Genomic DNA, 21,296 nt, shown 5'->3' on the forward strand with positions numbered 1-21,296 from the left:
GGCCGGCGCCGGTCCCACCCCGGGCGCCGGGGCCACCTCGGCCGCGCCGGGCGGATCGGTGCGGCCCAGCCCGAAGACGAGCGCCACCCCGGGCGCGGGCAGCCGCGGCGGCACCCGCACGAAGCCGGCCACCGCCGCACCGAAACCGACCACCGCCGCGCCCCGGCCGGCCACCCGCACGGTCACCGGCCCGAAGGTCAGCTACCAGTACGGCTCGCTGCAGGTGCGGATCACCCTGAGCGGCAGCCGGATCGTCGACGCCACCGCCCTCGGCCTGCCCGTCGGCGGGCAGTCCGGCCTGCGCAGCGACGACGTGCAGGCCCGCTACAGCGGCACCTCGGGCGAGGTGGTCGCCACGCAGAGCGCCGACCTCAGCACCGTCTCCGGAGCCACCTACACCAGCGACGCGTACCGGCAGTCGCTGCAGGCCGCCATCGACCGGGCCTGACCGGCGTGGACGCCGCGGCCCGCCCCGGGCTGCGCCGGGTCGAGCAGATCATGGGTACGGCGATCAGCCTCGACCTGGCCGACGACCTGCCCGCCGGCACCCTGCACGCGCTGGCCGAGGAGACCTTCGGCTGGCTTCGTGAGGTGGACGCGCGGTTCAGCACGTACCGGGAGGACAGCGAGGTGTGCCGGGTGGACCGGGGCGAGCTGCGGCCGGCGGAGGCGTCGGCCGACCTGCGGGCGGTGCTGGCGCGCTGTGCCGACCTGTGGCGGGAGACCGATGGCGCCTTCGACGCGTACGCCACCGGCCGGCTCGACCCGTCCGGCTACGTCAAGGGCTGGTCGGCGCAGGTCGCCTCGGACCGGCTGGTCGCCGCCGGCGCCCCGAACCACTGCCTGAACGCGGGCGGGGACGTCCGGGTACGCGGCCACTCCGCCACCGGCACCCCGTGGCGGATCGGCATCCGGCACCCGTGGGACCCGACCGCCACCTGCCTGGTGCTCGCCGGCACGGACCTGGCCGTGGCCACCGCCGGCAACTACGAACGCGGGCACCACGTGATCGACCCGCACCGCGGCGTACCGGCCCGGGGGTTGCGCTCGGTCACCGTGGTCGGCGCGGACCTGGGCGTGGCAGACGCGTACGCGACCGCCGCCATGGCGATGGGCGAGGCCGGCATCGGCTGGCTGGACCGCCTCCCCGCACCCTGGCAGCACGCCGTGATCACCGACAACGCCCGCCTCCTGCACTCCCGCACCCTGCCGCGCGGCGACTAGCGGACGGGGCGGTACAGGATGGCGGGGCGGGAGCCGGTGGGGCGGGGCCGGCCGGGGCGGGTGAACCAGGGCCGGGTGCCGGCCCAGCGGCGTGGGCGGCGGTGATGCGGTGCGGGTTCTCCCGTGCCGCCGGTGTGGCGGGCCGCGTCGTCCCTGGACATGGTCAACCCCCGCTCTGGGCGCGAGCGCGCCGTCACCGGTTCAACGAGCACGGCATCGGGAAGGTCGCTGTCCGCGCGCCGGTCGGATCAGCGGCCGCGCCGGGGCAGCGGGAGCTGACCGGGGAGCAAGTCGGGGGCGAGCGTGATGCCGGCCGCCCGGAGGGCCGCGATCAGCGCGTTCTGCACCAGGTACGAGTCGGGTAGCTGCCAGCGCGCCTGCTCCGGGGCGACCGCCCAGCGGACCGTCCCCTCGGGCAGCCGGGTCGGCGGCGCGGCGATCCACGAGCCGGGGCCGTGCCGGACCACGTGGAAGCAGTGCTCCAGCTCCGGGCGCAGCGGGTCGCCCGGGCGGACCAGGAACATCCACCGTCCGGTCGGGGTGACCAGGACCGGCCCCCGTACCCCGAAGCCGGCCGGGTGGGTCGCCACGGCGTCCAGCACCCGGCGGCCGAGCTGGGCGGCGACCTCCAGCACGTCGAACGAGCGCCCGGTGGGCAGCAGGATCCCGTGCGGCCGGTCCCGCCACCAGGTGGCCACCCGGGCGGGGTCGGCGCTCGCGGCGTGCTCCCAGTTCTCCAGGGCGGGATGGCAGCCGATTGTCGGGCAGCCGGCCCGACCGCAGACGAACCGGCGGTTGGCCAGGCAGGCGCCGGGGGTGACCGGCCAGCCGTGGGCGGCGTAGCGGACCGCGACCCGGCGCAGCCGGACCCGCTCCAGAGGCGACAGGTGAGCGACGCGTGGCCCGACATTCCCCCACATGTTGCCATCCCCTCTGCTCTTGAGCCCGGACACGCCCGCGTCACACGTCGAGCGCCGTCACTGCCGTAACCCGTGCTCGTTGAGCTGACGGAACGGCTCATGCAACTTGCACGGAAACTACGAGGACTGGCCGTACGGCTGACGCACAGACTGTGCGACCAGGGCAAACCTGGTGGACGTGGGGGGACCGTCCGCAACCGTGAGGGGGAGGAGCAGGGATGGACGAACTACCCATAGGCCGTCGGGTGGCCTACTGGCGTGGCCGGCGCAAGATGTCCCAGCAGGTCTTCGCCGACCGGCTCGGCAAGTCCAAGAGCTGGGTGGACAAGGTCGAGCGGGGGGTCCGGCGGCTGGACAAGTTCTCCGTCGTCTACGAGATCGCCGACATCCTCCAGGTCGACGTGCAGCTCCTGCTCGGCAAGGACCCGGAGCGGCGTACCGACGCGCTCAACTGCATCGACCAGGTCGAGGTCGAGGAGATCCGGGCCGCCCTGGAGCGGTACGACTCGATGAGCGCCTACTTCGACGCGGCGCCGTACCCGCCGCCGTTGACCGACATGCGCAAGGCGGTCAACCACGCCTGGCTCACCTACCAGTACGGCCGGTACGGCATGCTCACCCGCGCCCTGCCGAAGCTGCTGCGCGACGCCCAGGCCGGCGACGCCGGTTACGGCGGGGACGACGAGGGCCGGGAGGCCGCCCACCTGCTCGGGCAGGTCTACCAGATCGCCTCCTCGGTGCTGCGCAAGCTCGGCGAGTGCGACCTGGCCTGGCTGGCCGCGGACCGGTCGATGGCGGTGGCCCAGCGGGCCGACGACCCGCTGCTGGCCGGCGTGGCCACCACCCGGGTCTGCAACGCCCTGGCGGCGATGGGCCGCCCCCGGCCGGCGCTCGAACTCAACGTGCGGATCGCCAACCGGCTCGCCCCGGGCGGCGGCAACGACACCACCCCGGAACGCCTCTCCGTCTACGGCATGCTGCTGCTTCAGGGCGCGATGGCCGCCGCCCGGATCGGCGACTCCGCCACGGTCGACGACCTGCTCTCCGGCGCCAAGGAGGCGGCCGTCCTGCTGGGCGGGGACCACAACCACTACTGGACCTCGTTCGGGCCGACCAACGTGGAGCTGCACCGGGCCGCCGCCGCGGTGGAGCTCGGCGACGGCGGTCGGGCGGTGGAGACCCACCACCGGCTCGCCGAGCCGGCGTTCAACGCCCTGCTGCCCGAGCGCCGGGCGCACCACCTGCTCGACATCGCCCGGGGGTTCGCCCAGATCGGCGACGTCGCGAACGCCGGGGAGATGCTGCTGCGCGGGGACCGCCTGGCGCCCTCCGAGATCCGCTGCCGGCCGATCGCCCACGAGGTGATGTCGGAGTTGCTCCGTCGCACACGGGGTGCGCCGCCTTCGCCGATCGCGGAGTTGGCTGAGCACATGGGAGTCGGAGTATGAGCGGATGAGCGGTCCGCACACCAGCAACGGGCACCGGCGGGTGCTCTACGTCATCGCCTGCGGCTCGCCGCTGGCCCGTCACGTCGACCGGCTGGTCGACCTCGCCCAGCGGGACGGCTGGGAGGTCTGCGTGGTCACCACGCCGGACGGCGCGAAGTTCGTCGACCGGACCGCGCTGGCCCGGCAGACCGGCCATCCGGTCCGCACCCACTACAAGAACCCGGGCGACCCGGACGTGCTGCCCGTGGCGGACGCGATGATCGTCTGCCCGGCCACGGTGAACACGGTCAACAAGTGGGCGGCCGGCATCACCGACACGCTCGCCCTCGGGCTGCTCGTCGAGGCGCAGGGCCTCGGGGTGCCGATCGTGGCCGTGCCGTACACCAACTCGGCAATGGCCGCCCACCCGGCCTTCCGGGCCGGCGTGGCCCGGCTGCGCGAGTGGGGGGTCCAGGTGGTTCTCGGCGAGCACGTGGTGCCGCTGCACGCGCCGGGCACCGGCGAGCGGCACCTGGACGCCTTCCCGTGGTCGGCCGGCCTCGCGGCGCTGCGCGGCGCGCGGGCGCCGGTGGCCCCGGTCGGCTGAGCGGCCCCGGCACGGGCCGGCGGGCACCGTCCCGCCGGCCCGTTCCCGGCTGCCCGACGTGCTCGCGTCCGGGACGCGTCGCGGACAGGCGGCCCGGACCGGGCCCGGACGCCGGTAAGCTGGCCGGCCGTGAGCACAACCGGATCCGCGTTGACGGTCGCTGACGTGGTGGCCGCGCTCGACGCCCGCTACCCGCCGGCCTGGGCCGAGGAATGGGACCGGGTCGGCCTGGTGCTCGGCGAGCCCGCCAACCCGGTGCGCCGGGTCGCCTGCGTCGTCGACGTGGTGCCGGAGACGGTGGACGAGGCGCTGGCCGCCGGGGCCGACATGATCGTCGCGCACCACCCGCTGCTGCTGCGCGGGGTCTCCTCGGTGGCCGCCACCACGTACAAGGGGCGGATCGTCCATCGGCTGATCAAGGCGGACGTGGCCCTGTACGTGGCGCACACCAACGCCGACGTGGCCGACCCGGGCGTCTCCGACGCGCTGGCCGCCCGGTTCGGGCTGACCGGGCTGCGCCCGCTGCACCGCCCGCGTCCCGGCTCGCCGGCCGACGGCCCGGGGCGGGGCATCGGCCGGATCGGTGCGCTACCCACCCCGATGACGCTGGCCGAGCTGACCCGGCACGCCGCCGCGGTGCTCCCCGTCACCGCCTGGGGAGTTCGCGCCGCCGGGGATCCCGGGCGTATGGTTCGTAGCCTCGCGGTCAGCGGTGGCTCGGGGGACAGTTTCCTGGCCGAGGCGACCGCCGCCGGGGTGGACGCGTTCCTCACCGCCGACCTGCGCCACCACCCGGCCGGCGAGCACCTCGCCGCCGGTGGCCCGGCCCTGCTGGACGCCGCCCACTGGGCGACCGAACGACCCTGGCTGGACGACCTGGCCGCCCGGCTCCGGGCCGAGCTGGGCGTCGAGACCGTGGTGTCCGACCTGGACACCGACCCGTGGACCGTGCACGCCGCCGCGCCCCGACCGGACGACAAGGAGCCCCGACCGTGAAGGCTGACCCGAAGGTGCAGCGCCGCCTGCTCGACCTGCAGGCGCTCGACACCGCCCTCGCCCAGCTCGCCCACCGCCGCCGGTCGCTGCCCGAGCTGGCCGAGCTGGACGCCCTCGCCCGGGAACTGTCGGCGCTGGAGGACGAGCGGGTCCGGGCCCAGGTGGCCGTCGACGACCTGGACCGGGACATCGCCCGGCTGGAGAAGGACATCGACCAGGTCCGGGCCCGCAAGAGCAAGGACGAGGCCCGGCTGGCCGCGGGCAGCGGCCCGGCCCGCGAGCTGGAGGCGCTCCAGCACGAGCTGGTCTCGCTGAACCGTCGGCAGGGCGACCTGGAGGACGCCGAGCTGGAGCTGATGGAGCAGCGGGAGACCGCGCAGGGCGTACTCGACGGGGTGGAGCGGCGGATCGCCGAGGCCCGGGACCGGCGGGCCGCCGCCGAGCAGCGGCGCGACGAGAGCCTGGCCGAGATCACCAAGGACGAGGAGTTCAAGCGCGGCGCCCGCCAGCCCCTCGCCGGTGACCTCCCGGCCGACCTGGTGGCCCTCTACGAGCGGATCCGCACGGACACCGGCCTCGGCGCGGCGCTGCTCACCGCCGGCCGCTGCGGCGGCTGCCGGCTGGAACTTTCCGGCGCCGACCTGGCCCGGATCCGCAAGGCCGACCCGGACGACGTGGTCCGCTGCGAGGAGTGCCGGCGGATCATGGTCCGGACCAACGAGTCGGGGCTGTAGCCCATGGCGGTGCGCGCGGTCGTGGTGGAGGCCGATGGCGGGTCCCGGGGCAATCCCGGGCCGGCCGGCTACGGCGCGGTGGTGCGGGACCCGGAAACCGGCGAGGTGCTGGCCGAGCGGTCCGCGGCGATCGGCACCAGCACCAACAACGTCGCCGAGTACCGGGGCCTGATCGCCGGGCTGGAGGCCGCCGCCGAGCTGGGCGCGGCGGAGGTCGAGGCGCGGCTGGACTCGAAGCTGGTGGTGGAGCAGATGTGCGGCCGCTGGCAGATCAGGCACCCGGGGTTGCGGCCGCTCGCCGCGCAGGCCGCCGGCCTGGTCGGCCGGTTCGAGCGGGTCCGGTTCAGCTGGGTGCCCCGGGAGCGCAACACGCACGCCGACGCGCTGGCCAACGCCGCCATGGACGCGGCGGCCGGCGCACCGCCGGCCGCAGTGTCGCCCCGGACCGCCGAGCCGCCGCGCGAGGTCGCCGGCCCCGACTCGCCCGCGCGGGCGGCGGCCCGCGAGGTGGCCGCCCGCGCCGCCGTCGGCCGGGCCACCGGCACCGACCCGGCCACCACCCCGGCCTCCTGGGAGCCTCGGCCGACCGAGGAGGGCACCCGGCTGATCCTGGTCCGGCACGGCGAAACCGAGCGCACCGTGCAGAAGCGCTACTCGGGGCGGGGCGACGTGGCGCTGACCGACCGCGGCCGGGCCCAGGCCCGGGCCACCGCGGCGCGGGTGGCCGCGCTGGCGCCGTCGGTCGCGGCCGTGGTCAGTTCGCCGCTGTCCCGGTGTACGGCGACCGCCGAGGCGATCGCCGCGCTGGTCGGTGACCCGCCGGTCCGGGTCGACGATGACCTGATCGAGTGCGACTTCGGCGTCTGGGAGGGGCGCACCTTCGCCGAGGTGCGCGCGGACTGGGCGGGCGAGCTGGACGCCTGGCTCGCCTCCACCCGGGTGGCGCCGCCCGAGGGCGAGTCGTTCGCCGCCGTCGCCGAGCGCACCGGGCGGGCGGTGGACCGGCTGCGCCGGGCGTACCCGGGGGAGACCGTGGTGGTGGTCTCCCACGTCTCGCCGATCAAGCTGGTGCTGCGCGACGCGCTGGCGGCCGACGACTCCTTCCTGCACCGGCTCTACCTGGACACCGCCGGCATCTCGGTGCTGGACCTGTACCCGGACGGCGGCGTCGCGGTCCGCTCGGTCAACGACACCGCACACCTGAACGACATCTGAGCACCCGCCGCCCGCGCCCCGGCCGCCGCACGCCCGCGCCCCGGCCGCCGCGCGGCCGGGGCGCGACCTGACGTGGGGCCGCCGGGCCGCCGCCGTTCGGCGCACGCGGGCCGCCGCTCGGCGCACCACGGTCGTTCCGCCGAACGTGACCGCGCTCACAGGGTCGTAGCCTCCGGCCGTCACATGGCAAGTCACTACTTCCCGGAGGTGTGTCACATGGCTGCACCAGAACCGGAGGCGCCGACACCGGCGCGATCCAGGGCGAAGGATCACAGCCCGTGGAACTGGTTGCTCTTCATCCCGATCGTGGTGCCGCTGATCCCGGCCTTCTTCAACGCCGACTCACCCCGGCTGTTCGGTTTCCCGCGCTTCTACTGGCTGCAACTGGTCTGGATCCTGCTCGGCGTCGGCACCACGACGCTGGTCTACCAGATGACCAAGAAGCGGGGTGACCACTGATGTGGCGGGATCACCTGACCGAGATCATCGTCTTCACGCTGCTCTTCCTGCTGGTCAGCGCGATGGGGTTCGTGGCGGCCCGGTGGCGGGCGCCGCGCGACATGGCGCATCTGGACGAGTGGGGTCTGGGTGGGCGCAGCTTCGGCGGCTGGATCACCTGGTTCCTGGTCGGCGGTGACCTCTACACCGCGTACACGTTCGTGGCGGTGCCGGCGCTGATCTTCGGGGCCGGGGCGGCGGGCTTCTTCGCCGTGCCGTACACGATCGTCATCTACCCGCTGGTGTTCCTGGTGCTGTGCCGGCTCTGGTCGGTGTCGCACCGACACGGCTTCGTGACCCCGGCCGACTTCGTCCGCAACCGGTTCGACTCGCCGATCCTGGCGCTGCTGGTGGCGATCACCGGCATCGTGGCGACGATGCCGTACATCGCGTTGCAGCTGGTCGGCATCGAGGCGGTGCTCAAGACGATGGGCGTCACCGGGGAGAGCGCGCTGGCCCGGCACCTGCCGATCATCATCGCGTTCGCCATCCTGGCGGCCTACACGTACCAGTCCGGGCTGCGCGCGCCGGCGCTGATCGCCTTCGTCAAGGATTCGCTGATCTACATCGTGATCCTGGTGGCGGTCGTCTACCTGCCGTACAAGCTGGGCGGCTGGGGGAGCATCTTCGACGCGGCCGACGCGAAGTTCAAGGCCAGTCCGGCGCCCGGCGACGGCATCCTGCTCAACGCCAACAACCAGCTCCAGTACGTCACCCTGGCGTTCGGTTCGGCGCTGGCGCTGTTCCTCTACCCGCACAGCATCACCGGCGTGCTGGCCAGCCGGAACCGCGACGTGATCAAGCGGAACATGTCCGCGCTGCCGGCGTACAGCCTGCTGCTCGGCCTGATCGCGCTGCTCGGCTACATGGCCATCGCGGCGAACGTGAAGCCGCTGCCCGGTGCCAAGGCCGGCAGTGTGGACGGCAACACCGTGGTGCCGTTGCTCTTCGACAGCCAGTTCCCGGACTGGTTCGCGGGCGTGGCGTACGCGGCCATCGGCATCGGCGCGCTGGTGCCGGCGGCGATCATGTCGATCGCGGCGGCGAACCTGTTCACCCGCAACATCTACAAGGAGTACCTGAAGCGGGACGCCACCGCGGCGCAGGAGGCGAACGTCTCGAAGATCACCTCGCTGGTGGTGAAGGTCGGGGCGGTGGCCTGCATCGTCTTCCTCGACCCGCAGTTCTCCATCGACCTCCAGCTCATCGGCGGCGTGATCATCCTGCAGACGCTGCCGGCGGTGGCCCTGGGCCTCTACACCCGCTGGTTCCACCGGGGCGCGCTCATCGCCGGCTGGGTGGCCGGCATGGGCCTGGGCATGTGGATGCTCTACCAGATCGGGAACCCGGCCACCGGCAAGAAGCACTTCGCCGGTTCGGCCTTCCCGCTCTCCGAGTTCGGCTTCGACACCAAGAAGACGATCTACGTGGGCATCGTGGCGGTGCTGGTCAACCTCGCGGTGGCCGCGCTGCTGACCCTGGTGCTGCGGGCGGTCAAGGTGGCCGACGGGGTGGACGGCACCACCCCGGACGACTACTTCGCCGACGAGGGGGACCCGCGGGTCGTCCCCGGCACCGAGCGTGACGCCGACTCCGCCCGGGAGCCGGTCGCCTGAACCGGCCGAGGCCCCCGGGACGCCCACCGCGCCCGGGGGCCTCGCCGTGTCCTGCCGGCCCGCGACGTGACGCGGCCCGGCGGGAAGGTCAGCGGCGGCGGTTGCGCGCGTCGAGCGCCTGGTTCAGGCGGTGCAGCAGCTCCGCCAGGTTGTCCCGGTCCGTGTCGGACCAGGTGGCGAGGATGTCGCCGTAGAGCCGGGTGCGGGCCGCCCGCACCGCGGCCATCCGTTGCAGGCCGGCCGGGGTGGGGGAGATCACCGTGCCGCGCCCGTCGGCCGGGTCGGGGGTACGCGCGATCAGTCCGTCCCGTTGCAGGGCGGAGACCTGCCGGGTGACCGTGGAGCCGTCCAGGTTGAGCCGGGCGGCCAGCGCCGACACGTTCTGCGGGCCGGCGCTGTCCAGGTGCCGCAGGATCACGTACGCGGCCCGGTCCAGCACCCGGTGCTCGGCGCTGCCGGTGGCCCGGCGGGTGGCCTCGCCGAACCGCATGAGCAGCGCGACCTCGGTCTCGATCCGGCCGAGTGTGATCTCTCCCGCGTTGGCGTCCTCGCTCATAGCTGTAGGATACAACCTAATTACTTGTACCATACAGCTATCTTGGAGGTCGCGGAGTGGATCGGCGTTCCGAGCCCAACCGCAGTGCCATCTACGCCACCACCCTGGTGGCCTTCCTCGCCATCGCCGGCATCGCCGTGGTGGACCCGATCCTGCCCGCCATCGGCGCCGCCATCGGGGTCACCGCCTGGCAGGTCGAACTGCTCTTCACCGCGTACATCGCGGTGATGGCCGTCGGCATGATCCCGGCGACCCTGGCCAGCGGGAAGTTCGGCTTCAAGCCGGTGCTCGTCACCGGCGTCTCGGTGGTCGGCCTGGCCGCCATCCTCGCCTCGTTCAGCAACGACATCGTGCAGCTCTCCGTGCTGCGCGGCGTCTGGGGGCTGGGCAACGCGATGTTCTTCGCCACCGCCATGGTGGTGCTGGTCAACCTCGCCAACGACCGGGAATGGGTGGTCGGCCTCTTCGAGACCGCGCTCGGCCTCGGCTTCGCCGTCGGCCCGCTGATCGGCGGCCTGCTCGGCGAGGTGAGCTGGCGGCTGCCGTTCTTCGTCTGCGGCGTGTTCATGGTGCTCGCCCTGGCCGTCGCGTCGCGCAAGCTCCGCGAACCGGCCCGCAAGCAGACCCCGGTACGCGTCGGCCAGATCTTCGCCACCTACCGCAAGCCGGCGTTCATCACCCTCTGTGTGGTCACCGCCGCCTACAACTTCGTCTTCTTCGTGGTGCTCGGCTACACCCCGCTCTACCTGCACCTCGACGTCATCCCGTTGGGGCTGGCCTTCACCGGCTGGGGGCTGGGCCTGGCCGCCGGCATCCTGCTGATCGGCCACCGGCTGGCGCACCGGATCGGCGCCGTGCAGACCGTCGGCGTCGCCATCGCCGGCCTGCTGGTCTGCATGGTCCTCTTCGCCACCTCCACCGGCACCGCCATGTCGCTGGTCGTGCTGGTGCTCGCCGGCCTGTTCATGGGCCTGGCCAACGCCAACCTCACCGACCTGGCGCTCGGCCTCGGCTCCGCCGACCGCCGGGTCGCCACCGGCGCGTTCAACCTGGTCCGCTGGGGTGCCGCCGCGCCCGCCCCGATCATCGCCGGCAAGCTCGCCGAGCACAGCCTGGCGCTGCCGTTCTGGGTCGGCTTCGGGGTGCTCGCCGTCGGCGTGCTGGTCTACCTCGCCTTCGCCCACGTGATGGCCGCCGGCTACGGCGAGCGGGTGCTCTGGTCCCGGTGGAACTCCGCCGCCCGGCACAACGAGCACGCCGCCGAGGAGCCGGTCGGCGAGGCGTACTGACTCGGGCCTCGGGCCGGTCGAACCGCCCCGGTGCGTCGCGCGCCGGGGCGGCTCGCCGTCCGGGCGCGGTCAGCGCAGCGCGCGGTAGAGCAGGTACAACCCGATCACCGTGCCGAACACCACGATCATGCTCTTCAGCACCACCGGCGGGAGCCGGCGGACCACCCGGGCGCCCACGTACCCGCCGACCACGGTGGCCGGCGCGACCACCGCGACGGCCGCCCAGTTCACCGGGCCGAAGAGCGCGAAGACCACCAGCGTGGTCAGCCCCACCACGGCCGAGAGCAGGTTCTTGATCGCGCTCACCCGGGCCAGGGTGGTGTCCAGCACCAGCGCCAGCCCGGCCACCAGCATCACCCCGAGCGCCGCGCCGAAGTAGCCGCCGTACACCGTGCCCAGCCCGACCATGGCCTGCACCGTGACGGTCCGGCGGCGCGGGCTGAGGTCGGCCGGATGGCCGACCAGCCGGCGCAGCGGATCCTGGAAGGCCAGCACGGCCGTCGCGCCCAGCACCAGGAAGGGCACCACCAGCTCGAACGCCCGCGCGGGCGTGGCCAGCAGCAGCACGCAACCGACGGCCGTGCCGAGCACCGCGGTGGGCAGCAGACGCCACAGCGCCCGGCCCGGCGGCAGGTCCACCCGGCTGCCCGCCACACTGGCCACGTACCCGGGGAAGACCGACACGGAATTGCTGACGTTGGCCGGGACCGGGGGCAGGCCGGTCGCGATCAGCGCCGGGAAGGTGATCAGCGAGCCGCCGCCGGCCGCCGCGTTCACCGTGCCCGCGGCGAGACCAGCGGCGACCAGCAGCGCGGCGTCGGAGAGGTCCATGATCTCAAGAGGCTAGTACGGCCCGGCGGTAACTCAACTTTTCGGCATCCTGTCGCGTCGTTCCCATCGACCACGCCGAGCGGAGGGAGCGAGCCGTGCATCGTCACGACGGGGGGTCGACGGGTGGATGACCCGGAGTTCCGGGAGTTCGTCGAGGTCCGCTACGCCGACCTGCTGCGCACCGCGTACCTCTTGACGGGCAGCCGCGACGCCGCGCAGGACCTGGTGCACGAGGCGCTGCTCAAGGTGATGCGGCACTGGCGGCGGGTCGACGAGCCGATGGCGTACGTGCGCCGGGTGATGGTGAACGAGCGGACCAGCCGCTGGCGCCGCGTCGGGCTGCGGGAGCTGCTCACCTCGACGCTGCCGGAGCGGGCCGGCCCGGACAGCACCGAACCCGTGGTGGTGCGGGACGAGCTGCTCACCGCGCTGGACCGGCTGCCGGTCCGGATGCGCACCGTGCTGGTGCTGCGCTACTGGGAGGACCTGCCGGAGGTGGAGGTCGCGGCGGCGATGGGCTGTTCCGTCGGGACGGTGAAGAGCCAGGCGGCCCGCGGGCTGGCCCGGCTCCGGGACGTGCTGGGTGGACCGTGGCCGCGGGTGGCCGGCGGGTTACTGGAGGAGCGGGCATGAGCGTGGACGAACTGCGGGCCGGGCTGACCCGGATCGCCGACACGGTGGTGCCGGACCCCGACCCGTACGGGCGGCTGATCCGGCACGCCCGACGCCGCCGGCGGCGCCGGTTCGCCGGACTCGGTGCGGCGGTGGCCGCGATCCTGGTAGCGGCGCTGGCCGGACCGGCGGCGCTCACCGCGTCGGGCCCGCCGCCCGCGGTCGACGACTACGCGGGGCACGGCCACCCGATCGACTCGCCGTGGGCCCGGCGTCTGATCGACTCGCCGACCCGGGGCAGCCTGGCCGAGGACCGCGACTTCGTCGCCGAGGTGGCCCGGCTCTTCGACAAGAACCGGGCCGAGGTCCTGATGGCGGACGACCTGCCCACCGTCAAGGTGCTCTACGCCGACGAGTCCGCCGGGTTCCGGCAGGTGGTGCTGGTCTACCACTCGGCGACGGCGGCGGCGCTGGTCAGCCGGGAGGGACCCGTCGGCGCGTCCCCCGTCCGGCTGCTGCGCAGCGACGGGTCGAGCAACCAGCCGGTCGAACCGTTCACCCTGCTCAGCACCACCTCGCAGACCACCGACCCACCCCGGCAGTGGCTGCTCGGGCTGGCCCCGGCCGGCTGCCGGATCCTGCTGAGCCGGGCCGCGTACCCCGACGAGACGGGCCTGCGACGGCAGTGGCAGGCCGTGCCCACCGACGGCTACGCCCTGGTCGACCAGGCGTCCGTCGGCGGCTGGTGGCGGGTCGAGTGCGACGGTCAGGTCCGGCAGGCGGGGCCGATGTGGGCTCCCGAGCTGGAGGGCCTGGACGGGACATACCCGGACGACGGCCGGTGGACGCCGGGCACCGAACCGCCCAACCCGACGGTGGCCCGGCAGGCCGGTCGGATGTACGCGGCCCTGGCCCGCCAGTCCGGCCTGCCCGACGGGACCCGGCCGGTGATCCGCTGGTCCGGCCAGCTGGGGACGGCGGAAGGCGAGGCGGTGCTGCTCGCCCCGCCGGGCAAGGGACCCACCCTGCTCCTGGTCGGGGAGACCGGAGCCGGTCCACTGCTGGCCGTCGCCACCGCCCGGGACACCGCACCGGCCGAGCCCCCGCCGCCCGACGGGCCGCTGGCACCCTCCCTCGTGACCACCGGCTACGCCCCGGCGGACGACCTGCTGGCGGTCCGGCTGCCGGGCCGCGACGGCGGCCGGGCCGTGCTCACCGGCAAGCTGCTGGTCATACCCGAGAGGGGCGTGACCCGGATCGAGGCGGTCACCGACGGGACGGTCCGGGCGAGCGCGCCGGTGCTGAACGGGATGGCGCTGCTCAACCTGCCCGTCGGGAGCCCGGTCCTGCTGCGTGGCCTCGACCGCGACGGCCAGGTGCGCTCCTCCGGCCCGCTGCGCGAACCGGCCTCCGGCGATCGCATCTTCAACGAGTCGGTCGTGTCGAACTGGTGACGGACGCCCCGGTATGGGGGTGGGACGCCCCGGTACGGGGGTGGCGTCCCGCCCTCGTACCGGGCCGGAAATGGGTCGGGTCGTCCCGTCGTTAGGATGAGTGCGCGACGGACGAGTCGACCGGGCGGTCGCGTCGACGGGCTGCGGCCCGTCGCCGAGGAACGTCCGGACTCCACAGGGCAGGGTGGTTGCTAACGGCAACCCGGGGTGACCCGCGGGACAGTGCCACAGAAAACAGACCGCCGGCCCGTAACGGGACGGTAAGGGTGAAACGGTGGGGTAAGAGCCCACCAGCATCCCGGGTGACCGGGATGGCTCGGTAAACCCCACCCGGAGCAAGGCCAAGAAAGGGCCGTCACCGCAAGATGACGACCCGCGCAGACGCTTGAGGGCGGCCCGCCCGATGTCTGCGGGTAGGCCGCTGGAGCCTGCCGGCAACGGCAGGCCGAGATGGATGGCCGCCGCCGGCGCGCCTTCGGGCCGCGCCGGTCACAGAATCCGGCGTACAGGTCGACTCGTCCGTCGCCCACCAGCTCAGAGACCTGATCAAGGCTCTGAGCTGGTTCTATGTTGGGGCGTCGTGTCCCGGTTGCCGCGGTGTGCGTCGCGGACCACCGCCAACCCGCCGACCCGGGTCGTGATGCCCGCCGGCCCGCGTCGGGCCGAGGCGAGCACGCTGGCCGGTCGGCCGAGGGTGTCACCCTGCTCCACCTCGATCGCGAGCGTCTGCGCCCTTTTCGCGTCGAGCAGGTGGGCGGCCAGACAGCCGGTGCTGTTGGCGTTGGCGATGTCCTCGTCGACACCGATCGCCGGCGCGAACATCCGGGCCGCACCCCGTCGGTCTTCCTCCGGCGGTGCGTACACGAAACAGCCGAGGAGCCCGTACCGCAGGCTTGCCGCTGTCAGCCTGCCGAGGTGTGGGCAGACCCGGCGCAGCGCCGACCGGTCGTGGACCGGTACCAGCATGCGTGGTGCGCCGGGCGCGGCGATCCGTGGCGCGTCGTCCGGGTGCAGGTCGTCCGCGGTGAGCCCGAGCGCGGCGACGATCGCGGCGCGCTCGTCCGGCGCCGGGTGACGCAGCGCGACGAGGCCCTGGTCGAACCACACCTCGATGCCGGCGGGGCGGCGGATCGCGACGGTGTCGAAGGTGCGCCCGCCGGTGTGTTGGCGGTCGCTCAGCTCGCCCAGCTCGGTGCGAGCCAATCGGACGGCCTGCGCGGCAACCGTGCCGTGGCCGCAGCCGGACAGTTCAGCGGTGGCGGTGAAGAACCGGACCGGCCAGCCGCCGTCGGGCAGCCGCCCCGGACCGAGGAACGCCGCGTGCGACGTGCCGGCGGCAGCAGCGACCGCACGCCGGTCGGCGTCCGTCGCCGCCGGATCGTCGTCGAGGACGGCCGTGGGGCTGCCGCCCCGGCCGTCGCGCCGCACGCACGCATCGACCACCGTGACATCCGGCCAGGACATCGGCCCACCTCTGACGCTCAACGAACCGGAAACCGCAAACGGCGCCCGCGCCGATGGCCGGAGCTGTCCCGCAACGGCCGAACGCGTCCCGGAGCGTACCGTCGCAGCTCAGCCGGTGCGGTGAACCCGATCTTCACGCTGGCTCCTTCGGCGCCGCTCCCGCCGGAAGGGTATCGCCGCCGATCCCTGCGGTGCGGGCCCGGCAGGGGAGGGCGGCAGCCCGCGGCAGGAAGGCTCGCGCCCCACGGACCCGTGCCGACCCTGGCATCCTGTGGCGATGCAGAGCGTGTACGAGGCTGCCGGTGGCAGCGCGGGCCTGCTCCGCCTGGCGGCGGCATGGCACGCGCGCGTGATGGCCGACGAGGTCGTCAGCCACGCGTTCAGCCACGGATTCCATCCTCGGCACACCGAGCGGCTCGCCGCCTACTGGGCCGAGGCGCTCGGTGGTCCCACCAGCTACTCGGAGACCTGCGGAAACGAGACGTCGGTCGTGCGGATGCACAGCGGCAACGGTGTCCACGAGGAGATGGACCGCCGCGCGATCGCCTGTTTCGACCGGGCGCTACGGGACGTGGGGCTCACCACCGACCCGCTCCGGCAGGTGCTGCACGACTACTTCGCCTGGGCCACCACGACGAGCCTGGCCCGCTACCCCGGGTCAGCCGACGACGTCCCGACGGGCTTGACCATTCCACGATGGTCGTGGGACGGGCTGCAGCGCTGAGCCGGGTTCAGGAACGGCCGCCGGTGGATCCCACCGGAACGTCCGCTTGATCAGCTGCGGTGGTCGACGCGATCGTGGCGAGGCTGCCACTCGTCGACGAGGAGCCCGAGCAGCACCTCGTCCACGAACTCGCCCAGCACCCAGGCCGCCGAGCGCAGCACGCCCTCCCGGACGAAGCCGTTGCGCTCGGCGGCGCGCAGCATCGCGGTGTTGTCCGCCAGCGTCTCGAGCTGCAGCCGCCGCAGGCCGCGCACCACGAAGCCGTAGTGGCACAGCAGCGCGACCACGTCGCTGCCGTAGCCCTTGCCACGGCAGGACGGGCGCAGCATGAGGCCGAGGTGCGCGGACCGGTTGTGGTCGTCGATGCCCCACAGCGTCGCGCTGCCGGCCAGCCTGCCCCCGTCCAGCTCCACCACAGAGAACCGGACGTGTCCCGGCTCGACGTCGTCCACCCCGAGCCGTGGGTCCTTCGCGCCCGGGCTGAGCGGTCGCCACGGCCGGCTATCGGACCGCGACGAGATGACCACGTCGTCCCAGAGCTCGGCGTGCAGGATCGGGATGTCGTCCGCGTGCCGGGCCCGGAGCCCGATCTTTGTGCCCGTCAGCATGCCTGCTTCCTACCCGACCGGGCCGGCCGGCGGCCAACCATTAACCCGCCGGAAGCCGGATCTCCGCCAACCCCAGCCAGGACGCCAGCGCCCGCAGCTCGTCGTGCACCGCCGCGGCCAGCTCGCCGGTGAACGGTACGTCCTGGTGGATTGCGTCCACCCGGAGCACCTTTCCCTTCCGGTCGGCGGTCGCGTCCACCTTGCCGACCAGCCGGTCGTGGTGCAGCACCGGCAGCGCGAAGTAGCCCCAGCGCCGCTGCGCCTTCGGCACGTACATCTCCAGGCGGTAGTCGAAGTCGAACAGCTCCAGGGCCCGCCGCCGGTCGTGCACCAGCCGGTCGAACGGGGAGAGCAGCGCGGTGCGGCCGGTGAACGGCGCGCCGTCGAGCGCCGCCGGATCGACCCGCCAGACGCCGGACGTACCCTCGATCTCGGCCGGCTCGCCGGCGTCGCCGACCACGACGGCGCGGGCGACGCCGAGGGAGCGCAGCAGCCGCTCGCCGCGTTGCCGGCGGGCCTCCTCGGCCGGTACGACCGGCGTGCCGGCCGGGTAGACCCGCTCGGCCAGGTCCCAGGTGCGCTGCCGGCCGGCCCGGCCGGCGATGGCGACCTCGCCGCGCGCGGAGAGGAACTCCAGCAGCTGGGTCACGTTGCGGTTGTTGGTCCAGCCGGTCGACGGCCAGGGCACCACGCTGCGGTCCTCGATGTCCCGGCTGAGCAGCGGGCCGGCCTCGCGCAGCCGGTCCAGCACGTACCGCCGGAAGCTGTCGTTGGCGGCCAGCCACTCGCGCCGCACGGGCTCCGTCGGCCACGCCGCCATGTCGGCGAGGTACAGCCCCAGGTCGGCCATCGGGCGCACCAGCGCCCGGTGCTCGAAGAGCGCCCGATCCTGCTCCAGGGCCCGGGTCAGGTCACTCGGCCGGTACCCGTCCCCGAGCCGGGTCCAGGCGACCAGGTCGGCGTTGGGCGCGACGGCGGCGGTCGGATCGAGCTGGAGGAACGTCAACCGGTCCACCGTCGCGAGCAGGTCGGTGGGGCGGTGCGCGTCGAGCAGTTGCGCGCGGACGGCGACGCGGCGGGCGGTGCCGCGGTCGAGCCGGTGCGTCGTCACGGGCGCCAGGCTAGCCCGTCGACGAGCCGCGCCCCAGCCGGCCACCACCGGCTCCGGTCGAGGGCCTACCCGCCGCCGGTGGCGGTCACCGGGGGCAGGGCAGCCGTTCGAGCGCGGCCGGGGTGGCGCCCCCGCGTACCAACTGGGCGAAGCATCCGGTGGCGGCGGCCTGCTGCCAGCCGAAGACCGACGCCGCGGTCTTCGCCACCCGCACCTGGAAGACCAGCCGGACCCCGCGGGCGCCGGCCGTCACGGTGAGCACCTCCACGCCGTCCACGTCGTCGGCGGTGGTCCGCAGGGCCGCTTCCCGCCCGGACGGCTCGGCCAGCAGGGCCGCCCGGGTGCGCTGGGCGGTGGCCGTCACCTCGCGGTCGGCCCGGCGTTGCAGCCGATGCTGGGACCGATCCCGCAGCAGCGGCAGCCCGACCGCCACGGCCACCGCGGCGAGCGCCAGGAGCGCCGCGCCGATCAGCAGTCGTCGGCGCACCGGTGTCCAGCGTTGCCCCCCGTACCGCACCTGGGGATTGTCCGACATCGGCCGGGCTCCCGGCTGCCCCGTTCCGCCGTTCCGACCCCGGACGGGCGGGATGAGGTCTACAGTGGAGGACATTAACGGCGAATTCGGGCGTTCCGGTGGCGGTCGGATGCTTCGCGGTGCACAGTGATCGCATGAGCGACAACGGAAGTGGTGGGCACTACTACTGGTGCACCCGACACCACCGGGTCGAGACCGATGCTGACGTGTGCCCCGCGAAGCACGTTCTCGGACCGTACGCCTCCGCCACCGACGCCGAGAACGCCCTGCAGCAGGTGCGGGAGCGCAACGAAGCGTGGGACGCCGAGGACGCCCGTTGGGCCGGGGAGGAGAAGTAGACGGCGCGGGACGGCCCGCGTCGAGGTGATCCGTGCTCCGCGAGGGCGAGAGCACGTCCCCAGGAAGGGAACCAAGATGGCCGTAGCACAGCAGGCCACCACCCGCCCAACGGCGAAACGCACCACCCCGAAGAAGACCACCGCGGCCAGCCGGACGGTGGGCGGGGCCACGGCCAGGACCGCGACCGTCACGAAGGCGGCCCCGAACGCGTCGGGCGCCGGCGCCGGCCGGGTGCCGGCGAAGAAGGCGGTGGCCAGGAAGGCCGTCGCCAAGAAGGCCGTCTCGGCGGCGCGCAAGGCGCCCGCGAAGACCGCCCCGGCCACCCGGACCACCGCCGGAACCGCTCCGGCCACCCGGACCACCGCAAAGAAGGCGCCGGCCGCGAAGAAGACCACCGCCGCGAAGAAGACGGCAGCGGCGAAGAAGGCGCCCGCGAAGAAGACGACGGCGGCGAGGAGTACGACGGCGGCGAAGCGGACGACGGCGGCGGCGAAGAAGGCCCCGCCGAGCAGGACCGCCGCGAAGAAGGCGCCCGCGAAGAAGACGACGACCGCCCGGAAGACGACCGCCGCGGCGAAGAAGGCGCCGGTGAAGAAGACCACCACGGCCCGGACGACGGCGGCGAAGAAGGCCCCGCCGAGTCGGACGGCCGCGAAAAAGGCCCCGGCGAAGAAGGCGCCCGCGAAGAAGGCGCCAGCGGCGAAGAAGGCGCCGGCGAAGAAGACCACGGCGGCCCGGACGACGGCGGCGAAGAAGGCCCCGCCGAGCAGGACCGCCGCGAAGAAGGCGCCGGCGAAGAAGACGACGGCCGCCCGGAAGACGACCGCCGCGGCGAAGAAGGCGCCGGCGAAGAAGACCACGACGGCTCGGACGACGGCGGCGAAGAAGGCCCCGGCGAGCAGGGCCGCGGCGAAGAAGGCGCCGGCGAGGAAGACCACCGGCACCGCCTCGACCCGGGCGCGCACGTCGGCCGCCGGCCGGAAGGCGACCGGCGCGTCGTCCGTGGGGCCGGTCGAGGCCCGGACGAGTACCTCGACCGGTACCCACAAGCGGCTCACCGCCGCCCGCAAGCCGGCCGGTACCCGGGTGGTCGCCGGTCGCTCCACCATGAAGCCGGGCGGCACCCGGAGGACGACCGGCTGAGGCCTCCCGCGCCGCGCCCGCCGGGCCGGCGGGCGGATCGCGCGTCGCGCTGTCAGGATTGACCCCGTGGTGATCCGACGCGTACTGGCGCCCCGCATCGACTTCGGCGCGCTCCGCCGCGAGCTGGGACTGCCCGACAGCTTCCCGGCCGCGGCGCAGCGCGAGGCCGACGCGGCGGCGGGCGCGCCGCTGCCCGCCGCCGCCGACCGCACCGACATCCCGTTCGTCACGGTCGACCCGGCGGCGTCGCGCGACCTCGACCAGGCGATGCACCTCAGCCGCCGTCCGGGTGGCGGCTTCCGGGTCCGGTACGCCATCGCGGACGTGGCCACCCACGTCCGCCCCGGCGGCGCACTGGAGGAGGAGACGTGGCGCCGCGGGCAGACCGTCTATCTGCCCGACGGCAACGTGCCGCTGCACCCGCACACGCTCAGCGAGGGGGCCGCCAGCCTGCTCCCCGACGCGGACCGGGCGGCGGTGCTCTGGACCATCGACCTCGACGCCGACGGCGGCACGGCCGGCGTCGCGCTGGAACGGGCCCGGGTCCGCAGCCGCGCCAAACTCGACTACGTCGGCGTCCAGCTGGCCGCTGAGGCCGGCCGGCTGCCCGAACCGATCGCCCTGCTGCCCGAGATCGGCGCCCTGCTCACCGCCCGCGGGCTGCGCCGGGGCGCGGTCAACCTGCCCCTGCCGGAGCAGGACGTCGAGTCCGACGGCGACGGCTGGCGGCTGGTGCTGCGCGGCCCCAGCCCGATGGAGGACCACAACGCGCAGATCTCCCTGCTGACCGGGATGGCCGCCGCCGACATCATGCTCGCCGGCCGGATCGGGCTGCTGCGGACCATGCCGCCGCCCCGGCCCGAGGCGGTGCAGCGGCTGCGCCAGGCCGCCGGGCCGCTCGGCGTGCACTGGCCGGACGGGATGTCGGTCGGTGCCGTGCTCGCCGGGCTGGACGCCTCGCAGCCCCGGGCGGCCGCCTTCATCGATCAGGCGGCCGAGCTGATGCGGGGGGCCGCGTACACCGCCTTCGACGGCGAGCTGCCCGAGCAGCCGGCGCACGGCGGGGTGGCCGCCGCGTACGCCCACGTGACGGCGCCGCTGCGCCGGCTCGCCGACCGGTACGCCACGGAGGTGTGCCTGGCCCTGCACGAGGGCCGGGACGTGCCGGACTGGGTGCGGGCGGCGTTGCCGAAGCTGCCCGAGGTGATGGCGAGCACCGACCGGACCGCGTCGGCGGCCACCCGCGGCGCGGTCGAGCTGGCCGAGGCGGTGCTGCTGGCCCACCGGGTCGGCGAGACGTTCGAGGCGGCGGTGCTCGACGTGGACGCGCCCCGACCGGCGGCCGAGCTGCCCCGCCAGCCCGCCACCGCCGAGCCGCCCCGCCCGCCCGAGG

Annotated in this window: 22 protein-coding genes and 1 other RNA gene; 15 read left to right on the plus strand and 8 right to left on the minus strand. The window is 74.3% G+C overall.

The genetic code is table 11. From position 1 onward, the window contains the following. Both LQ51_RS03560 and LQ51_RS03565 read left to right on the plus strand, forming a co-directional pair. On the plus strand, positions 1-448 hold a 448-nt coding region (locus tag LQ51_RS03560; RefSeq protein ID WP_046563191.1), incomplete at its 5' end, for an FMN-binding protein. A 50-nt stretch (positions 449-498) separates the two neighbouring features. Next, a complete protein-coding gene (locus LQ51_RS03565) occupies positions 499-1,224 on the plus strand; it encodes an FAD:protein FMN transferase (protein WP_046563210.1) in 726 nt (241 codons plus the stop codon). Positions 1,225-1,472: 248 nt separating this feature from the next. On the opposite strand, the gene LQ51_RS03570 is transcribed toward LQ51_RS03565, so the two are convergent. Continuing rightward, entirely contained in the window at positions 1,473-2,144 is a 672-nt protein-coding gene (locus LQ51_RS03570; RefSeq protein WP_046563192.1) for a bifunctional DNA primase/polymerase, read from the minus strand. A 218-nt stretch (positions 2,145-2,362) separates the two neighbouring features. On the opposite strand from LQ51_RS03570, the gene LQ51_RS03575 reads away from it, so the two are divergent. From LQ51_RS03575 to mctP, 7 genes are all read left to right on the plus strand, one after another. Continuing rightward, a complete protein-coding gene (locus LQ51_RS03575) occupies positions 2,363-3,592 on the plus strand; it encodes a helix-turn-helix domain-containing protein (RefSeq protein WP_046563193.1) in 1,230 nt (409 codons plus the stop codon). Positions 3,593-3,596: 4 nt separating this feature from the next. Then, positions 3,597-4,178 carry a flavoprotein gene (locus LQ51_RS03580; protein WP_046563194.1) on the plus strand — a complete coding sequence of 194 codons (582 nt, stop codon included), beginning with the start codon at positions 3,597-3,599 and terminating at the stop codon, positions 4,176-4,178. A 165-nt stretch (positions 4,179-4,343) separates the two neighbouring features. Then, on the plus strand, positions 4,344-5,174 hold the full coding sequence (locus LQ51_RS03585) for a Nif3-like dinuclear metal center hexameric protein (protein WP_197087514.1): 831 nt from the start codon (positions 4,344-4,346) through the stop codon (positions 5,172-5,174). After that, positions 5,171-5,908, plus strand: a complete 738-nt coding sequence (locus tag LQ51_RS03590) for a zinc ribbon domain-containing protein (RefSeq protein ID WP_046563196.1) — start codon at positions 5,171-5,173, stop codon at positions 5,906-5,908. Before LQ51_RS03585 ends, LQ51_RS03590 begins: the two co-directional genes overlap by 4 nt. 3 nt (positions 5,909-5,911) lie before the next feature. After that, a complete protein-coding gene (locus LQ51_RS03595) occupies positions 5,912-7,123 on the plus strand; it encodes a bifunctional RNase H/acid phosphatase (RefSeq protein WP_046563197.1) in 1,212 nt (403 codons plus the stop codon). A gap of 216 nt (positions 7,124-7,339) precedes the next feature. Beyond that, entirely contained in the window at positions 7,340-7,582 is a 243-nt protein-coding gene (locus LQ51_RS03600) for a DUF3311 domain-containing protein (protein WP_046563198.1), read from the plus strand. Beyond that, positions 7,582-9,237 (plus strand): monocarboxylate uptake permease MctP, encoded by a 1,656-nt coding sequence (gene mctP / locus LQ51_RS03605; protein ID WP_046563199.1) that lies wholly within the window; start codon positions 7,582-7,584, stop codon positions 9,235-9,237. Before LQ51_RS03600 ends, mctP begins: the two co-directional genes overlap by 1 nt. 88 nt (positions 9,238-9,325) lie before the next feature. Here the strand turns inward: mctP and LQ51_RS03610 are convergent, their stop codons facing one another. Continuing rightward, entirely contained in the window at positions 9,326-9,793 is a 468-nt protein-coding gene (locus tag LQ51_RS03610; RefSeq protein ID WP_046563200.1) for a MarR family winged helix-turn-helix transcriptional regulator, read from the minus strand. Positions 9,794-9,849: 56 nt separating this feature from the next. Between LQ51_RS03610 and LQ51_RS03615 the strand changes: the two genes are divergently transcribed. Next, on the plus strand, positions 9,850-11,082 hold the full coding sequence (locus tag LQ51_RS03615; RefSeq protein WP_046563201.1) for an MFS transporter: 1,233 nt from the start codon (positions 9,850-9,852) through the stop codon (positions 11,080-11,082). A 69-nt stretch (positions 11,083-11,151) separates the two neighbouring features. On the opposite strand, the gene LQ51_RS03620 is transcribed toward LQ51_RS03615, so the two are convergent. Continuing rightward, positions 11,152-11,913 carry a sulfite exporter TauE/SafE family protein gene (locus LQ51_RS03620; RefSeq protein WP_046563202.1) on the minus strand — a complete coding sequence of 254 codons (762 nt, stop codon included), beginning with the start codon at positions 11,911-11,913 and terminating at the stop codon, positions 11,152-11,154. A 123-nt stretch (positions 11,914-12,036) separates the two neighbouring features. On the opposite strand from LQ51_RS03620, the gene LQ51_RS03625 reads away from it, so the two are divergent. From LQ51_RS03625 to rnpB, 3 genes are all read left to right on the plus strand, one after another. Beyond that, complete coding sequence (locus LQ51_RS03625) at positions 12,037-12,546, plus strand: SigE family RNA polymerase sigma factor (protein ID WP_046563203.1); 510 nt, start codon at positions 12,037-12,039, stop codon at positions 12,544-12,546. Then, positions 12,543-13,979: a hypothetical protein gene (locus LQ51_RS03630; protein ID WP_156312965.1), complete on the plus strand. Its 1,437-nt coding sequence runs from the start codon at positions 12,543-12,545 to the stop codon at positions 13,977-13,979. The genes LQ51_RS03625 and LQ51_RS03630 overlap by 4 nt, the downstream gene beginning before the upstream one ends. Positions 13,980-14,091: 112 nt before the next feature. Next, positions 14,092-14,501, plus strand: an RNA gene (gene rnpB, locus LQ51_RS31085) — RNase P RNA component class A. 24 nt (positions 14,502-14,525) lie between these two features. Here the strand turns inward: rnpB and LQ51_RS03635 are convergent. Further along, positions 14,526-15,443, minus strand: coding sequence for a PhzF family phenazine biosynthesis protein (locus tag LQ51_RS03635; RefSeq protein WP_046563205.1), 918 nt, complete (start codon positions 15,441-15,443; stop codon positions 14,526-14,528). A gap of 277 nt (positions 15,444-15,720) precedes the next feature. Between LQ51_RS03635 and LQ51_RS03640 the strand changes: the two genes are divergently transcribed. Then, entirely contained in the window at positions 15,721-16,167 is a 447-nt protein-coding gene (locus LQ51_RS03640; protein WP_046563211.1) for a group II truncated hemoglobin, read from the plus strand. Between the two features lie 50 nt (positions 16,168-16,217). On the opposite strand, the gene LQ51_RS03645 is transcribed toward LQ51_RS03640, so the two are convergent. From LQ51_RS03645 to LQ51_RS33235, 4 genes are all read right to left on the minus strand, one after another. Beyond that, entirely contained in the window at positions 16,218-16,775 is a 558-nt protein-coding gene (locus tag LQ51_RS03645) for a GNAT family N-acetyltransferase (protein WP_046563206.1), read from the minus strand. A 40-nt stretch (positions 16,776-16,815) separates the two neighbouring features. Beyond that, positions 16,816-17,886 carry a DNA glycosylase AlkZ-like family protein gene (locus LQ51_RS03650; protein ID WP_046563207.1) on the minus strand — a complete coding sequence of 357 codons (1,071 nt, stop codon included), beginning with the start codon at positions 17,884-17,886 and terminating at the stop codon, positions 16,816-16,818. A gap of 85 nt (positions 17,887-17,971) precedes the next feature. Beyond that, positions 17,972-18,421, minus strand: a complete 450-nt coding sequence (locus tag LQ51_RS03655; RefSeq protein ID WP_046563208.1) for a hypothetical protein — start codon at positions 18,419-18,421, stop codon at positions 17,972-17,974. Positions 18,422-18,495: 74 nt separating this feature from the next. Continuing rightward, positions 18,496-19,809: a hypothetical protein gene (locus tag LQ51_RS33235; protein WP_197087513.1), complete on the minus strand. Its 1,314-nt coding sequence runs from the start codon at positions 19,807-19,809 to the stop codon at positions 18,496-18,498. Between the two features lie 160 nt (positions 19,810-19,969). Here LQ51_RS33235 and LQ51_RS03665 point away from each other — a divergent pair. Beyond that, a partial coding sequence (locus tag LQ51_RS03665) for a ribonuclease catalytic domain-containing protein (protein WP_046563209.1) occupies positions 19,970-21,296 on the plus strand: 1,327 nt, incomplete at its 3' end.

This window comes from Micromonospora sp. HK10 (assembly GCF_000982955.1).
In the GTDB taxonomy this organism is placed as follows: Bacteria; Actinomycetota; Actinomycetes; order Mycobacteriales; family Micromonosporaceae; genus Micromonospora.

Bases quoted from the DNA above. Each gene is read 5' to 3' on its own strand.
- LQ51_RS03565 (WP_046563210.1), top strand. From the start codon at position 499: ATGGGTACGGCGATCAGCCTCGACCTGGCCGACGACCTGCCCGCCGGC.
- LQ51_RS03570 (WP_046563192.1), bottom strand. From the start codon at position 2,144: ATGTGGGGGAATGTCGGGCCACGCGTCGCTCACCTGTCGCCTCTGGAG.
- LQ51_RS03575 (WP_046563193.1), top strand. From the start codon at position 2,363: ATGGACGAACTACCCATAGGCCGTCGGGTGGCCTACTGGCGTGGCCGG.
- LQ51_RS03580 (WP_046563194.1), top strand. From the start codon at position 3,597: ATGAGCGGTCCGCACACCAGCAACGGGCACCGGCGGGTGCTCTACGTC.
- LQ51_RS03595 (WP_046563197.1), top strand. From the start codon at position 5,912: ATGGCGGTGCGCGCGGTCGTGGTGGAGGCCGATGGCGGGTCCCGGGGC.
- LQ51_RS03600 (WP_046563198.1), top strand. From the start codon at position 7,340: ATGGCTGCACCAGAACCGGAGGCGCCGACACCGGCGCGATCCAGGGCG.
- mctP (WP_046563199.1), top strand. From the start codon at position 7,582: ATGTGGCGGGATCACCTGACCGAGATCATCGTCTTCACGCTGCTCTTC.
- LQ51_RS03610 (WP_046563200.1), bottom strand. From the start codon at position 9,793: ATGAGCGAGGACGCCAACGCGGGAGAGATCACACTCGGCCGGATCGAG.
- LQ51_RS03620 (WP_046563202.1), bottom strand. From the start codon at position 11,913: ATGGACCTCTCCGACGCCGCGCTGCTGGTCGCCGCTGGTCTCGCCGCG.
- LQ51_RS03630 (WP_156312965.1), top strand. From the start codon at position 12,543: ATGAGCGTGGACGAACTGCGGGCCGGGCTGACCCGGATCGCCGACACG.
- LQ51_RS03635 (WP_046563205.1), bottom strand. From the start codon at position 15,443: ATGTCCTGGCCGGATGTCACGGTGGTCGATGCGTGCGTGCGGCGCGAC.
- LQ51_RS03640 (WP_046563211.1), top strand. From the start codon at position 15,721: ATGCAGAGCGTGTACGAGGCTGCCGGTGGCAGCGCGGGCCTGCTCCGC.
- LQ51_RS03645 (WP_046563206.1), bottom strand. From the start codon at position 16,775: ATGCTGACGGGCACAAAGATCGGGCTCCGGGCCCGGCACGCGGACGAC.
- LQ51_RS03655 (WP_046563208.1), bottom strand. From the start codon at position 18,421: ATGTCGGACAATCCCCAGGTGCGGTACGGGGGGCAACGCTGGACACCG.